Consider the following 14,103-nt stretch of genomic DNA (forward strand, 5'->3'; position numbering starts at 1 on the left):
CTTATATGCTCCGCGTCGCTTCGGTATGAGGACCGCATGACCCAGATCGCCGTCCTGACCCCCGATCCCGCCGACAAGACCTATGTCGGCCGCTGGCCCGAGGTGCTGGAACGGTTGAAGGTGACACTGGAGAGCACAGGCGCGACGGTCATGGCTACGGCCTGGACCGATCACGTCGAGGACGCGTCGGGGTTGGCGGCCTATGACCTGATCCTGCCCGTCATCGCCTGGGGTTATCACCGCGATCATGGCCGCTGGCTGAAGGCCTGCGCGACCTGGACCGAGGAGGGGATGCCGGTCGCCAATCCGGCCGAGGTGCTGCGCTGGAACTCCGACAAGACCTATCTGGCGCGTCTGGCGGAAAGGGGCGTGCCGATCCCGCCGACGCGATGGACCGACGGCGCGACCCAGGAACAGGTGGACGCCGCCTTCGCCGAGACGGGCGCGTCGGTGCTGATCGTCAAACCCACGGTGTCGGCCGGGGCGTTTCGCACCCTGCGCCTGATGCCAGGCGAGGTGTTGAGCGATGCGCCCGAGGGCGCGGCGATGATCCAACCCTATCTGAAGTCTATCGAAACCCAGGGCGAGACCTCGCTGCTGTTCTTCGGCGGCCGGTTCAGCCATGCGGTCAACAAACGTCCCGTGGCCGGGGACTTCCGCATCCAGGTCCAGTTCGGCGGCCTGTACAGGGCCGTGACGCCGGACGCGGCGGCGATGGCCTTGGCTGAGCAGGTGCTGGCCGCCATCGACGAACCGCTGCTCTATGCCCGCATCGACATGGCCCGCGACGACGCCGGCCGATGGGTGCTGATGGAGGCCGAATTGATCGAACCGGACTTCTACCTGGACCACGACCCCGCGAACGGCGCCGGCTTCGCCGAGGCCGTCAAGGCGCGGCTGGAGGCCTAGGCCGCCTGGCGCTGAATCGCGCCCAACCGAGCCTGGAGCTCAGAACTCTTCCCAGTCCGACTGAAGGGTGGCCACAGCGGCCCGCCCGCCGCCGCCGGCCGCCATGCGGGCGCGCGCAGGGGCGGCGTGGGCGCGGGCGAAGCTTTCGACGCGCGCCTTCATCTGCTGGACGGAGGCCGCGTGGATCGGCGTCGGGGCCGCGGCGACCTTGCTAACCTCGAAGCGGCCGACCAGTTCGGCCAGTTCGGCGGCGTCGCGGCTCAGGCTCAGGCTGGCGGCAGTCGATTGCTCGACCATGGCCGCGTTCTGCTGGGTGACCTGGTCCATCTGGTTCACGGCGGTGTTGACCTCGGCCAGACCCACCGCCTGTTCCTGAGTCGAGGCGCGGATTTCGCCCATCAGGGTCGTGATCTCCTCGATGCGGCCGGCGATGCCCGCCAGGGCCTCGCCCGACTGACGCACCAGAACGACCCCGTCCCTGACCTGGCTGGAGCTGGCCGAGATCAGCGTCTTGATCTCCTTGGCCGATTCCGCCGACCGTTGGGCCAGGGCGCGCACTTCGGACGCGACGACGGCGAAGCCACGGCCGGCCTCGCCCGCACGGGCGGCCTCGACGCCGGCGTTCAGCGCCAGGAGATTGGTCTGGAAGGCGATCTCGTCGATCACGCCGATGATCTGGCTGATCTCATTGGACGAGCGTTCGATCTCGCCCATGGCCGCAACAGCCTTCTGCACGACCACGCCGCCGGTCTCGGCCTGGGTCCGGCCTTGGGTCACGACAGTGTCGGCGGCCTGGGCGTTTTCGGCCGTCTTGCGCACGGTGGCGGTGATCTGGTCTAGCGCCGCGGCCGTCTCTTCCAGACTGGCGGCCTGTTGTTCGGTGCGGCGCGACAGATCCTCGGCGGCGCTGCCGATCTCCTGTGCGCCCGACTGCATCGACCCGGCGTTGACGCCGATTACGCCCAGCGCCTGATCCAGCGTCGCCATGGCCTGGTTGAAGTTGTCGCGAAGGACGGCGTAGTCGCCCGGGAAGTCGTCCTGGATGCGATAGGACAGATCGCCGGCGGCCATGGCCGACAAGCCCCTGGCCGTGCCTTCAACGACGGCGGCCTGGACCTGGGCGGCCTGACGATCGGCCTCGGCGCGGCGCTCACGCTCTTCTTCGACGGCGGTGACGTCCGTGGCGAACTTGACCACCTTGTAGGGGCGGCCGTCGCTGTCCAGGATCGGGTTGTAGCTGGCCTCGATCACCACCCGCTGGCCGCTCTTGCCGTAGCGCACAAACTTGTCCGCCACGAACTCGCCGGCGTTCAGCTTTCGCCACAACTCGGCGTAGGCCGGTGTCTGCGCCTCAGTCGGATCGACGAACATCCTGTGGTGACGTCCGACAATCTCAGCCGGCTCATATCCAACCACCGATAGGAAGTTCTGATTGGCCTCCAGAATGACGCCATCGAGATCGAACTGGATGACTGCTTGAGAGCGACTGACGGCAGCCATCATGTTGCGCAGCTCGTTGAGCGTCTTGTCATCTCTGGTTTTGGCGAAAAGGCGCAATGCAAAAATCTTTCGTGCTGAGATGAACGTTAATGCCACACCAACACTTTAAATCAGGTGTCAGCATGGTTAGCGCGCTAAAGGCTCAACCTGGGGGAGAATATTCCTCTGCGGTCTAGCTTTAGCCGCCTTAAAGCCGCTACGCCGCCCGCTGGTTCCAAGAGGTCATATTTGTCGCAACGCCCGCACCTGCTGTCGTCAGATCAGCGCAGCGCCCTTCAGCTCGACGTCGCCATGACGCTGATGGTGACGGCTAAGCGATGGAAGTTACGTGTCGCCGATCTGTTCCGAGAGTCCGGACACACGGGCGCGCCGACCGTGGTGCTTTATTTCCTGGCGGACGAGCCCAAGGGCCTGACGCTTTCCGAGTTGGCGAACAGGATGGAGCTGTCCGGCGCGTCGCTGACCCGTCTGGTGCAAAGACTCGAGAAAGACGGCATGGTCAGCCGGCGTCGGATGATTGGAGACGGCCGGTCATGGCTGATCCAGATGGAGCCAGCCGGGCGCGCCGAAATCGAGGCGTTCGAGATCCATGCCGCGGCCATGCGCGAACGAATGTTTGAAGGCGTTTCGGACGAGGATATGGCTGCCGCACTTCGCGTCCTGAAGGCCTTGGCCGAGAAGCTGACCCACGGCCCCGACGCCGCTCCGGGGATCTAGCCCGCCGCCTCGCCCAGCGCCATCAGGCCCGCCTGCGACGGGCACAGGTCGGCGATGATGCAGGTTAGGCATTTGGGTTTGCGCGCCGTGCAGGTGTAGCGGCCGTGCAGGATCAGCCAGTGGTGCGCCTTGGGCAGCCAGTCCTCCGGCACGACCTTGAACAGCTGGGCCTCGACCTTGTCCGGCGTCCCGGCATTGGCCAGCCCCAGCCGGTGCGAGACGCGAAAGACGTGGGTGTCCACGGCGATGGCCGCCTCGATCCCCAGTTCGTTCAGAACCACCGAGGCCGTCTTTCGCCCCACGCCGGGCAGGGCCTGAAGATCGGCGCGGTTCAGCGGGACCTCGCCCCCATGCTGCTCCAGCACGATGCGGCTCAGCGCAATGACGTTCTTCGCCTTGCCGCGATAAAGGCCGATGGAGGCGATGTAGGGGATCAGCCCCTCTTCGCCGAGGGCCAGCATCTTCTCCGGCGTGTCGGCGACCTTGAACAGCCGCTCGGTCGCCTTGTTGACCGAGACGTCCGTGGCCTGGGCCGACAGGGCGACGGCGACGACGAGGGTGAAGGGATTGGAGAAATCCAGCTCGGTCTTGGGTTCCGGCATGACGCCGGACAGATGTTCGAAGATCGCCTCAACACGGTCTTCGTCGGGCGGCCAGCGCAGCACGGGGATGGCCGCCCCGGTCATAACGGCCGGGCGTTTGGCAGGCTTGGCGGCGGGCTTTCTGGCCTTGGCGGGCTTCATGCCTCGCTGTCGTCCTCGGGACGACGCGGGTCAAGACCCAGGCCCTTGAGCGCTTGGGCTGTCAGGGCGGCGTCAGCGGCGCGCTCGCCCTCCATCCAGGCGCCGTGGGCCGTGCCGTAATAGACCGGCGCGGTCGCCTCGCCGGCCAGGAAAATGCGGTCCTCGACCGACGTGCGCAGCTTGGCCCGATCCGCCGCATGGCCCGGCAAGGCGTGGGAATAGGCCCCGCGCGACCAGGGATCGACGCCCCAGCCGCTGACCGCGACCGCTTCCAGCCGCCGGCGCATGTCCGACCCCAGGGCCGCGACCAGTTCGGACGCGGCGAAGTCGAACAGGGCGGCCAGCCCTTGCGCCTCCAACCCCCAGGCCAGATCGCCGCCGAAATAGGCCTCGATCATCGGCCGTCCGAACGGCCGCAGGTGATAGCCGCCGGTCTCGGCCGTATCGGTGCGGGTCCACAACTGGGTGTCGGGCTGGAAATCGCCGGCGCCGCGCACGGTCATATGCACCTTGGACGCCAAGCCCAGCGGCACGCCCGCCGTCGCCTCAAGCACGGCCGGCGCCGGCGGATCGATGCGAATTGTCTCGCCGGCGATCAGGCTGTTGGGCACGGTCAGGATGACGATCCGCGCGGTCAACTCGCCGCGATTGGTCTCCAGCCGCAGCACCGGTCCGGAGCGGTCGATGCGGCTGACGGCGCAGTCCGTCACCGTGATGGGCGAAACAGCCTGCCCCAGCCCTTCGATCAAGCGGCCATAGCCCTCGCGCACCCGCCAGTTCACGCCGGTGTCGCCATAGGCGTCGTAATCGAGGCTGGACACCTCGGCGAACCGCGCGCCGTTCAGGGCGCCGGAGATGGCGTCCATGCGCGGGTTCCAGCGACAGTCGGGATCGAAGAAGTCCGACGCCGGGCGATCCTCACCGCGCGCTGCGGCCTCGGTCACCCGCTGGTCGAAGGCGGCGAAGGCCTCGCCGAACGCGGCCTGATCCGCGCGGGTCATCTCGTGATCGAAGGCCTGGGTGCGCCAGGGCGGCGGCGTCTGGTCCAGCGTCAGCCCCTCGGCCTCGACCCGTCCGGCCAGCACATTGTCGTCGGCCGAATGCAGCCAGCCGCAGCCCATGTCCAACCCTTCGCCCTCGGCCCGAACAGTCCAAGCGCGCCCCCCGATCCGGTCGCGGGCTTCCAGCACCAGAACCGACAGGCCGGGCCGTAGCAGACGGCGGGCTGCGGCGATGCCGGCCGCGCCTGCGCCGATCACCACGACATCGACCTGTGACGGCAGCGGCTGAGAGGCGGAGATGCGGGGGTTCATGGCGTCAGGACATACACGAAAACCGGTCGTGATCGGCGCCTTCCCCGATCGCCTATTGATTTTTGGACGGCGGGGTCCATTTTAGCGCCGCTTCAAAACGCCGCACCTCCCCCGGATTTTTTCATGTCGCCTGAACTCAAGAAACGCCTGCCGCTATTCGCGGCCGCCCTCGTTGGCCTGGCCCTGATCGTGGGCGGCGTCGTCTGGTGGGTGAATGGCCAGCGGTGGGAAAGCACGGACAACGCCTTCGTCCAGGCCGACACCACCCTGGTCAGCCCGCAACTGTCCGGACGGGTCACCGAGGTTCTGGTGGGCGACAACCAGCGGGTCGCGGCGGGCCAGATCCTGGTCAAGCTGGACGATTCCGACCAGAAGGCTCAGCTGGCCCAGGCCGAGGCCAATCTGGCCGCCGCGATCGCCGCCGTCGGTCACGTCGACGCCCAGGCCGAGCAGGAACAGGCCACCATCGCCGCCCGCGCCGCCTCGGTCGCCCAGGCCAACGCCCAGGCCGGCCTGGCCCGCGCCGAGGTCGATCGTTACGGCAAGCTGGCCGAACAGGGCTGGGTCTCGCAGCAGCGCATCCAGACCGAGCGCGCCTCGGCCGCCACCGCCGCCGCCAGCGTCCAGCAGGCCCAGGCCGCCCTGGTCGCCGAACAACGCACCGCTGGCGTGCTGGGCTCGACCCGTCAGCAGAGCGTCGCCGCCGTCGAACAGGCCCGCGCCGTCGTCGAACAGGCCCGCATCGCGCTGGAGCGCACCGTCATCCGCGCCCCGGTCGCCGGCGTCGTCGGCGCCCGCAGCGTGCGGCCGGGCCAATACGTCAACGCCGGCACGCAACTGCTGTCGGTCGTGCCCCTGACCAACACCTACATCGTCGCCAACTTCAAGGAGACGCAGCTGGACAAGGTGCGCCTGGGCCAGACCGTCGAGATTTCCGCCGACGCCTTCCCCGGCCGCAAGATCGAGGGCCGCGTGGACAGCTTCGCCCCCGCGACAGGATCCGAGTTCGCCCTGATCCCGGTCGAGAACGCCACGGGCAACTTCACCAAGATCACCCAGCGCGTGCCCGTCCGCATCGTCGTCAGCGGCGCAGACCGCAGCCTGGCCCTGCGTCCGGGCCTGTCGGTGGACGTCAAGATCGACCTGAAGAGCCAGGGCGGCCAGAGCTTCGCCGAAGCCGCCACGACGACCGGAGCCGCAGGCCAGTGACCGCCGCCAACCCCGCCGCAGATGGCGGGGCCCCTGTCGCGCAAAAGGGTCCCGTCGCCGGCCATCCCGAGATCAACTGGACCATGCTGCTGCTGGGCTTCGCCGGCATGGTGGTGGGCCAGTTCATGGCCATTCTGGACATCCAGATCGTCGCCGCCTCCCTGCCTCAGATCCAGGCGGGGGTCGGCGCCTCGGTCGACGAGATCAGCTGGATTCAGACCGCCTATCTGATCCCCGAGGTGGTGATGATCCCCCTGTCGGGCTTCCTGTCGCGGCTGTGGGGGACGCAGCGGCTGTTCCTGGTCTCCTGCGCCGGCTTCGTGCTGATGAGCGTCGCCACGGGCCTGTCGTCATCGATCGACATGATGATCCTGTTCCGGGCCATTCAGGGTTTCGTGGGCGGCGCCATGATCCCAACCGTCTTCGCTGTCGCCTTCACCGCCTTTCCGCCCGACAAGCGCGTCACCGCCAGCGTGGTCATGGGGCTGATCGTCACCCTGGCGCCGACCGTGGGACCGACGCTGGGCGGGCACCTGACAGAGTGGCTGAGCTGGCGCTGGCTGTTCTTCATCAACGTCGGGCCGGGTCTGCTGGTGCTGTTCCTGGTCGGTCGCTACGGCAACTTTGACAAGGGCGATCCGTCGCTGGCCAAGGGCTTCGACTGGTGGGGCCTGGGCCTGATGGCCGCCTTTCTGATGTCGATGCAGTTCGTGCTGGAAGAGGGCGCCAAGAATGACTGGTTCGACGACACCCACATTCTGCTGCTGACCGTCGTGGCGGCGGTCGCCGGGCCGATCTTCGTCTGGCGATCCCTGACCTATCGCCAGCCGATCGTGGAGCTGCGCGCCTTTGGCAATCGCAACTTCCTGGTCGGGTTCATCATGACCTTCATCGTCGGCTTCGCCCTGTTCGGCGGCACCTTCCTGCTGCCGCTCTTCCTAGGCCGGGTGCTGGGCTATTCGTCGTCCGAGGTGGGCACCACCATGGTCGTGTCGGGCCTGGCCATGTTCGCCACCGGCCCCTTCGCCGGACGACTGGTGCGCAAGCTGGATGCGCGGGTGCTGATGTTCGGCGGCTTCATGCTTTGCGCCTGGGGCATGTGGGAGGCGCGCGTCGTCACCGACAACTGGGGCTTCTGGAACTTCGCCTCGATCCAGGCCTTCCGAGGCGTCGGCGTGATGCTGGCCATGATCGCGTCCCAGCAGGTGACGATGGCGACCCTGCCGCCGCACATGGTCAAGAACGCCTCGGGCCTGGTCAATCTGGCGCGCAACGTCGGCGGCGCCTTCGGCCTGGCGATCCTGAACACCAGCCTGACGTCCAACACCGCCCTGCACATGAGCGAACTGACCAGCGCCATCGGTCAGGGCGACCAGGCGATACGTAACATGATGGCCGGCATGACCCAGAGGTTCGCCGGCACCATCGACCCCGCCGCCTCGGCGATGAAGGCTGTCTATGGCCTGTTGCAGAAGCAGGCCACGACCATGGCCTTCGGCGACGCCTTCGCCCTGTTGGGCGTCCTGTGCGCGGGCGCGGCCTTCGTCACCCTGCTGGCCCAGCCGGTGAAGGCCCCGGCCGGCGCCCCGCCGTCGGACGCCCATTGATGGCGCGCCGACGCGGGCAGGTCGACGAGAAGAAGAGCGAGGCGATTCTGGACGCCGCCGCGACCCTGTTCGCCGACAAGGGGCTGCAGGCCAAGATGGACGAGATCGCCAAACTGGCCGGCGTCTCCAAACAGACGGTCTACAACCGCTTCGCCTCCAAGCTGGAGATCGCCCAGGCCCTGGCGTCCAAGCGGGTCGAGGATATCGTCGCGCCCCTGCGCGGCGCCGGCGATCCGCAGACGGTGCTGGAGGCCCTGGCCCTGACGCTGCTGAACCGGGTGTGCAGCGCCGACAAGGTCAGCTCGATGCGCGGGGTCGCCCTGGTCTCGGTCGAGGCGCCCGAGATCGCCCACGCCATCTATGAGGCCGGCCCGCGTCGCAGCCTGCGCGAACTGGGCGCCTGGCTGGCGGAACAGACGCGGCTGGGTCGGATGAACGTCGCCGATCCGGAAGAGGCGGCCGAGATGTTCGCCGGCCTCGTGCTGGGCCACGGCAACCTGCGCGCCATGCTGGACCTGCCGCAGCTGGAGGCCGACAAACGCGCAGGTCGCGCCAAAGAGGCCGCCCGCATCTTCATGGCCGCCCATCCGCCCGCCACGGCCGCCAAGACTTCCTGAGCCTGGCGCGCTACAGTCGTTCAACCCTGTCGCTTGAGACCGCCTTCATGCTGATCCACCTGTCCTCCTGGCCCGAAATCGATGCGCGACTGAACGACGGCGGCCCGCTGTCCAGGACAGTGGTCGTGCCCATCGGCTCCAACGAGCAGCACGGACCGACGGGGCTTCTGGGCACCGACTGGCTGTGCCCGGAGATCATCGCCCACGCGGCCGAGAAGACCGACGCCAACCTGATCGTGGCCCCGACCTTCAACATCGGCATGGCACAGCATCACCTGGCCTTCGCCGGCACCATCAGCTTGCGCCCCTCGACCTTCATGGCCGCGATCACGGACTGGGTGTCGTCCTTGAGCCGTCACGGGTTCGAGCGAATTTACTTCCTGAACGGGCACGGCGGGAATGTCGCGACCATCGAGGCGACGATCTCGGAGATCTACGCCGAGTGGAGCTTCGTCGAGGACAATCCGCCGTTCGTGCTGAAGCTGAAGAACTGGTGGGACCTGCCCGGCGTCCATGGCCTGTGCAACCGCCTGTTTCCGACCGGCCACGGCATGCACGCCACGCCGTCCGAGATCGCGGTGACGCAGGCCGCCTATCCCGAGCGGATCAAGACCGCCGACTACAGCCCGCAGATCGCGCCGAACGGGCCGATCCGCGACGCCTTGGACTATCGCGCCCGCTTCCCCGACGGCCGGATCGGCTCGGACCCGGCCCAGGCCAGTCCAGAGAAGGGCCAGCAGATCATCGACGCGGCGATCCCCGCCCTGCTCGGCGACATCGCGGCCTTCGCCGCAGAGACCCAACCCGGAGGTCCTCACTGACCCGCAAAACCCCCACAGCCGCCAGCGCAGCCGTCGTCGGCGCCGAAATCCTGGCCGCCTCGGCCGAGGTGATCGCGGCCCGCACCGGCCTGATGGCCGAGGGCCTGACCAGCGCCAGGGGGCAGGACTTCAAGGAGCTATCGCTGATGAGCTCCGAGAAGACCGAGGCGATGTCCGCCTCTGCCGACGCAATGGCCGCCAGCGCCGGGGCCATCGGTCAGCGGCTGGGACGCGCGGCGCTGGACGAGAGCGCCCATGCCCTGCGAGCGGCGGCGGCTGTGGCCCAGGCCCGCACCCCGGCCAAGGCGGCCGAGGCCCAGTTCAGCTATGCCATGGGCTGGTGGAGCCGGGCGGCGGCCCAGGCCATGACCCTGAACGGCGAACTGCTGAAGGCCCAGGCCGAGGCGCTGGCCCCGATCCACAAGACGGCGACCGCCAACGCCAAACGGCTGCGCAAAAAGAGCTAGGCCGGCTCCACCAGCTTCAGCTTGGGTTTCTTGACCTTGGGCGCCTTGACTGGACGGTCGGCCTTCTTGGCGGCCTTCTGGGCCTTCTTGGCTTCCTTCTCGGCCGCCTTCAGCGCCTTCTTTGCGGCCTTGGCCTCGGCCTTGGCGGCGTCGGGAGCGGCGTCGGCGGCGGCGGCCAGATCGGCCAGCTGATTGAGGAAGGTCTCGCGCTGGCCCTTGGGCAGCAGGGCCATGATCCGCTTGTCGGCGGCCTCGACCAGCGGCCGCGCGGCCTCCAGACGGGCGGCGCCTTCAGCCGACAAACGCACGGCCTTGGCCCGCGCATCCAGGGTCGAGCGTTCCCGCTCCAGCAGGCCCTTGGTCGTCATGCGCGCGACCAGATCGGCCAGGGTCGAGCGGTCGATGCCGGTCATCCGCACCAGTTCGGTCTGGGTCAGACCGGCCTTGAGCGAAACCGCCTCCAGCACCGCGAACTGGCGCTGGGTCAGGCCGTCGGCGCCGGTCTCCTCGGCATAGATGTCGAGCGCCAGCTGCAAGGCGCGGTGCATCAGGTGGCTGGGCGAGGTGGCCAGGGGGCCGACCTTCCTTGCCGCTTTTCCCGCCTTCACCATCGCGCCGCTCCCCTGAAGTTTCGTCCGAACACGTATCAGCTCTGCTTTACGATTTGACGGGGAAAGCGCGTCGGTTCCGTGACAGTTCCGCTCGCGCCCTAGAGCCCCGTGTCGGGCGAGACGGGGGCCGGCTCGTCGTCCTTGATCAGGTGCTTCATGATGAAGAAGACCTGCCAGACGCCGAACACGGCCGAGGCGATCCACAGACCGCCGCGGAAGGCGACCCAGGTATCGTCGGACTGGGTGCGCCAGACGATCTCGTTGACGATGCAGACGGCCGCGAAATACAGGCCGTAACGCAGGGTCAGGCCGCGCCAGCCCGCGTCGGTGATGCGGATCGCCTCGCCCAGCAGATATTTGAACGGATAGCGGTTCAGCGGCAGCGATCCCAGCAGCACGACCGCCAGCAGGCCGTTCTGGATCGACAGCTTGATCTTCAACAGGTTCGGATCGTGGAAGACGATGGTCAGCACGCCGAAGATCAAGGCGAAGCCGCCGGTCAGCAGCGGCAGGGGCGCCAGACGACGCTCCACCACATAGCCGACGATCAGGGCGATCAGCGAGGCGCCGACCAGGACCCAGGTCGCCTGAACCAGGGCTTCCTGCCCGTCCAGACCGCGCGCGAACCGATTGACCGCATAGGCGGCCATGAAGGCCACGAGCGCGCCGAAATCGACGGCCTGGCGGATGTTGGAAGCCTTTTTCGGCGTCTCGGTCATGTCAGTCTTCCAGTCCCACCAGCGAGCGGGAGAAGGCGCGGGCGTCGAACGGTTGCAAATCCTCGACCCCTTCGCCGACGCCGATCAGCATCAGGGGGGCGTCCGACGCCTGGGCCACCGGCACCAGGACGCCGCCGCGCGCCGTGCCGTCCAGCTTGGTCATGACCACGCCGGTTACGAAGGCGGTGCGGCCGAAGATCTGTTCCTGGGCCAGGGCGTTGCGGCCCACCGTGGCGTCCAGCACCAGCAGGGTGTCATGCGGCGCCTCGGGATCGACCTTCTTCAGCACGCGGACGATCTTGAGCAGTTCGTCCATCAGGGCGGACTTGTTCTGCAGCCGGCCGGCGGTGTCGATCAGGACCACGTCATAGCCTTCGGCCCGCGCCTTGGTGTAGGCGTCGAAGGCCAGGCCCGCGGCATCGGCGCCGTCGCGACGGCTTTCGAAGTCGGCGCCTGAGCGCTCGGCCCAGACCTTCAGCTGTTCGCGGGCGGCGGCGCGGAAGGTGTCGCCGGCGACGATCATCACCTTGGCGCCCTTGCCCGTCAGATCGGCGGCGATCTTGCCGAGCGTCGTGGTCTTGCCCGATCCGTTCACCCCGACGAACAGGACGACATAGGGTTTGGGGCCGGACAGGGGGTCGAAGGTCGCCTGGCGCGGCGACAGTTCGGCGGCGACCGCCTCGGCCAGGGCTTCCTTGACCTCGCGCTCGGGCGCGTCCTTGCCGAACTTCAGCCCGCGAAAGCGTTCGACGATCCGGGCCGAGGCGGCCGGGCCGAGATCGCTCTCCAGCAGATGCTCCTCCAGCTGCTCCAGCGAGGCCTCGGACAGAGGCTCCTTGACGAAGGTGGCGACGACCTGATCGGTCATCTGTTTGGAGGAGCGCGAGAGCCCAGCGGACAGGCGCTGGAACCAGCCCTTTTTCGGCGTATCGTTCATGCAGTGGCTTTAGCGGGGGCGAAGGCCAACGTCATCCGCATTCGCGAAGGTCGTCCGCGACGTTTCAGACGGTCGGCGACAAAAACACCGTCTAATTCGTCTAATTGGTCTGAAATCGAGGCCTTCCTGTCAGCGTGAGTGCGAAGGCGAGGATTATAGATGCGGGTGAAGCGGAGGATGGCGGAAAGCATCGAGAAATCGGCAAAACGTTGAAATCTTTATAAATCAACCAGCGTCATTGCGATTGCGGAGCCTCCGCCACAATCACTGAGTTGCGTAACACCGAACTTAGGCCACACCCTCGGCTGAATTCGCACTCGGGGGAGTCAATCAATGCGTTCGATCCTGGCAGCCGCTTGTTCAGCGGTCTTCATCGCATCGACGGCGGCGGCGCAGTCGGCGGAACCCGATACGCCCGCCTCATCATCTACGACGGTCCAAGAGCCGGCACCCGAATCCGAAGCTGGTCCTAGGCCTCTTGGCATCATCGATCGGTTTGTCGCCTCGATGTATGGCCTGGAGCCGGCTGGCGAGCCTGAAATCATGACCAGCGCAGGCCGTAACGAGGTGATCCTGCGCGCGCCGATGCGACTGATCAAGGAAGGCGTTCTGGCCGGCGAAGTCACCATGCGGCAGGTTCGAATGAAGCAGGGGAGCCGCGTGACCTACCGCCGCTTCACAGCCAGGACAGGAATGGACGCACAGAATATCGAGGCCTGGTGTGGTCAGGGCGAGATCAATTAGTGGGGATGGCGGGCGACGTCCGTTTGTATGATCCTGACGCCAGACGGGCGCGCCACCCTAGCCACGCCCCCGCTCGATCTAGGTTCGTGGTGGTCGGTCACAGCCATCGCTCCGACCTCCGCAGGCGAAAGGGTGGACCGGGTGGAAATCCTGCCGGTCGAAACTTCCACGCCGATCGATCTCGAATTGGTTCTGGACCGCGTAAGGAGCGGGGAAGTCAAACTGAGACGGCGATTGGCCGGCCCGGACGTGACGGGCGAACGACGCGTCTTTCCTCGTCTGGGGGATGCAGAACGTCCCCGACTGCCTGATGGGGTCGCCACCTATGTCTACGACGGTCTGGAACTGCGTTTGACCCCGGATGGAGACGCCAAGACGGTGAGCATCGCCTCGTCACGCGTCGCGCCGCCGCTCGACGCCAGCTTCGCCGAGGAAGGCGGGTTCGCCCGCAAGATGGAAACCCTGACGGCGCCGGCGGAAGAGTTGAAGCCGACAGACTTCGTCATAGGCGGCGTACGTTTCGATCCCACGGCCCTAGTCGTGGACAGTGCGCCGCAAGGCCCGCGTGGTGTCGTCGCCAGGGGCGTCATGAATCACGCTCTCACGGGCCGCGTCACGCAGGACATCGAAATGGGATCGATGCTGAACGCCCGTATTCCAGCAGGCACTGCTGCGCATCAGGTGGAGATTTTCCGAGAGCTCGCGCTCGGCGGCCGAACCACGCGCTTCTGGTGTGCGCCAGTGTCGGCTCTGACCGTCTTCGGGCGTCAGAATGACCAGTTGACCTGTTTCCGCCGTGCAGGTGACGTCTATGAAGGGGTCTGGCCCAACCAGGGACGATCTTGGCTAGCGACAACGGACCAGTCGGCCACACCCGTCCTTCGTCGTGCGGAGGCGCTTCACATTGAGGAATCGCAAACCGATCTGATCGGCCCGATGGAGGTGCGTGTCGAGATTCAGCGCATCGTACGCGATCTGATTACCGTAAGGATTTTTGCGCGAAGGGACGAGCAGGATGCGCTGGTCATGACCGTTACGCGTCTGATCGAAAATGGTCAGGCCGTCATTCCCATGTGGAGCCACCGCCTCGTCCTAACCGTCACGGACGGTATGGCGAAGGCCACTCTCACGGCGGATGGAGATGGAGAGAGGCTGTCGTCAATCGGGGTCTATCCCTCTTGAGACGGAT

General features: G+C 67.0%; 15 protein-coding genes. 9 read left to right on the forward strand and 6 right to left on the reverse strand.

Features of this window, described 5'->3' with window-relative positions; translation table 11 throughout:
- Positions 1–36: 36 nt before the first annotated feature.
- Positions 37–909, forward strand: coding sequence for a RimK family alpha-L-glutamate ligase (locus tag LG306_RS01025; RefSeq protein ID WP_404417285.1), 873 nt, complete (start codon positions 37–39; stop codon positions 907–909).
- Positions 910–948: 39 nt separating this feature from the next.
- On the opposite strand, the gene LG306_RS01030 is transcribed toward LG306_RS01025, so the two are convergent.
- Positions 949–2,412, reverse strand: a complete 1,464-nt coding sequence (locus LG306_RS01030; protein WP_404417288.1) for a methyl-accepting chemotaxis protein — start codon at positions 2,410–2,412, stop codon at positions 949–951.
- A gap of 225 nt (positions 2,413–2,637) precedes the next feature.
- Here LG306_RS01030 and LG306_RS01035 point away from each other — a divergent pair, with 225 nt between their 5' ends.
- A complete protein-coding gene (locus LG306_RS01035; RefSeq protein WP_052247700.1) occupies positions 2,638–3,126 on the forward strand; it encodes a MarR family winged helix-turn-helix transcriptional regulator in 489 nt (162 codons plus the stop codon).
- On the opposite strand, the gene nth is transcribed toward LG306_RS01035, so the two are convergent.
- Both nth and LG306_RS01045 read right to left on the reverse strand, forming a co-directional pair.
- Complete coding sequence (nth, locus tag LG306_RS01040; protein WP_404417292.1) at positions 3,123–3,869, reverse strand: endonuclease III; 747 nt, start codon at positions 3,867–3,869, stop codon at positions 3,123–3,125. The genes LG306_RS01035 and nth overlap by 4 nt on opposite strands.
- Positions 3,866–5,182, reverse strand: coding sequence for a flavin monoamine oxidase family protein (locus LG306_RS01045; RefSeq protein WP_404417295.1), 1,317 nt, complete (start codon positions 5,180–5,182; stop codon positions 3,866–3,868). Before LG306_RS01045 ends, nth begins: the two co-directional genes overlap by 4 nt.
- Positions 5,183–5,305: 123 nt before the next feature.
- Here LG306_RS01045 and LG306_RS01050 point away from each other — a divergent pair, with 123 nt between their 5' ends.
- From LG306_RS01050 to LG306_RS01070, 5 genes are all read left to right on the forward strand, one after another.
- Complete coding sequence (locus LG306_RS01050; protein WP_404417298.1) at positions 5,306–6,391, forward strand: HlyD family secretion protein; 1,086 nt, start codon at positions 5,306–5,308, stop codon at positions 6,389–6,391.
- Positions 6,388–7,998, forward strand: a complete 1,611-nt coding sequence (locus LG306_RS01055; RefSeq protein WP_404417301.1) for a DHA2 family efflux MFS transporter permease subunit — start codon at positions 6,388–6,390, stop codon at positions 7,996–7,998. Before LG306_RS01050 ends, LG306_RS01055 begins: the two co-directional genes overlap by 4 nt.
- Positions 7,998–8,615: a TetR/AcrR family transcriptional regulator gene (locus tag LG306_RS01060; RefSeq protein WP_404417304.1), complete on the forward strand. Its 618-nt coding sequence runs from the start codon at positions 7,998–8,000 to the stop codon at positions 8,613–8,615. Before LG306_RS01055 ends, LG306_RS01060 begins: the two co-directional genes overlap by 1 nt.
- Before the next feature lie 47 nt (positions 8,616–8,662).
- Complete coding sequence (locus LG306_RS01065; RefSeq protein WP_404417306.1) at positions 8,663–9,436, forward strand: creatininase family protein; 774 nt, start codon at positions 8,663–8,665, stop codon at positions 9,434–9,436.
- 68 nt (positions 9,437–9,504) lie between these two features.
- The gene (locus tag LG306_RS01070) at positions 9,505–9,903 is read left to right on the forward strand and encodes a phasin family protein (RefSeq protein WP_404417309.1); all 399 of its coding nucleotides are present in this window, start codon (positions 9,505–9,507) and stop codon (positions 9,901–9,903) included.
- On the opposite strand, the gene LG306_RS01075 is transcribed toward LG306_RS01070, so the two are convergent.
- From LG306_RS01075 to ftsY, 3 genes are all read right to left on the reverse strand, one after another.
- On the reverse strand, positions 9,900–10,514 hold the full coding sequence (locus LG306_RS01075; RefSeq protein WP_404417312.1) for a MarR family winged helix-turn-helix transcriptional regulator: 615 nt from the start codon (positions 10,512–10,514) through the stop codon (positions 9,900–9,902). The two genes, LG306_RS01070 and LG306_RS01075, sit on opposite strands and share 4 nt — an antisense overlap.
- A gap of 98 nt (positions 10,515–10,612) precedes the next feature.
- Positions 10,613–11,233: an inner membrane-spanning protein YciB gene (locus LG306_RS01080; RefSeq protein WP_165114004.1), complete on the reverse strand. Its 621-nt coding sequence runs from the start codon at positions 11,231–11,233 to the stop codon at positions 10,613–10,615.
- Between the two features lies 1 nt (position 11,234).
- Complete coding sequence (gene ftsY / locus LG306_RS01085) at positions 11,235–12,170, reverse strand: signal recognition particle-docking protein FtsY (RefSeq protein ID WP_017505610.1); 936 nt, start codon at positions 12,168–12,170, stop codon at positions 11,235–11,237.
- 333 nt (positions 12,171–12,503) lie between these two features.
- On the opposite strand from ftsY, the gene LG306_RS01090 reads away from it, so the two are divergent.
- Together LG306_RS01090 and LG306_RS01095 are read left to right on the forward strand one after the other, a co-directional pair.
- Complete coding sequence (locus LG306_RS01090; protein ID WP_404417316.1) at positions 12,504–12,914, forward strand: hypothetical protein; 411 nt, start codon at positions 12,504–12,506, stop codon at positions 12,912–12,914.
- Between the two features lie 27 nt (positions 12,915–12,941).
- Positions 12,942–14,096, forward strand: a complete 1,155-nt coding sequence (locus tag LG306_RS01095; RefSeq protein ID WP_404417319.1) for a hypothetical protein — start codon at positions 12,942–12,944, stop codon at positions 14,094–14,096.
- Positions 14,097–14,103 lie beyond the last annotated feature (7 nt).

The organism is Brevundimonas vesicularis (assembly GCF_044807075.1).
Lineage (GTDB): Bacteria > Pseudomonadota > Alphaproteobacteria > Caulobacterales > Caulobacteraceae > Brevundimonas > Brevundimonas vesicularis_G.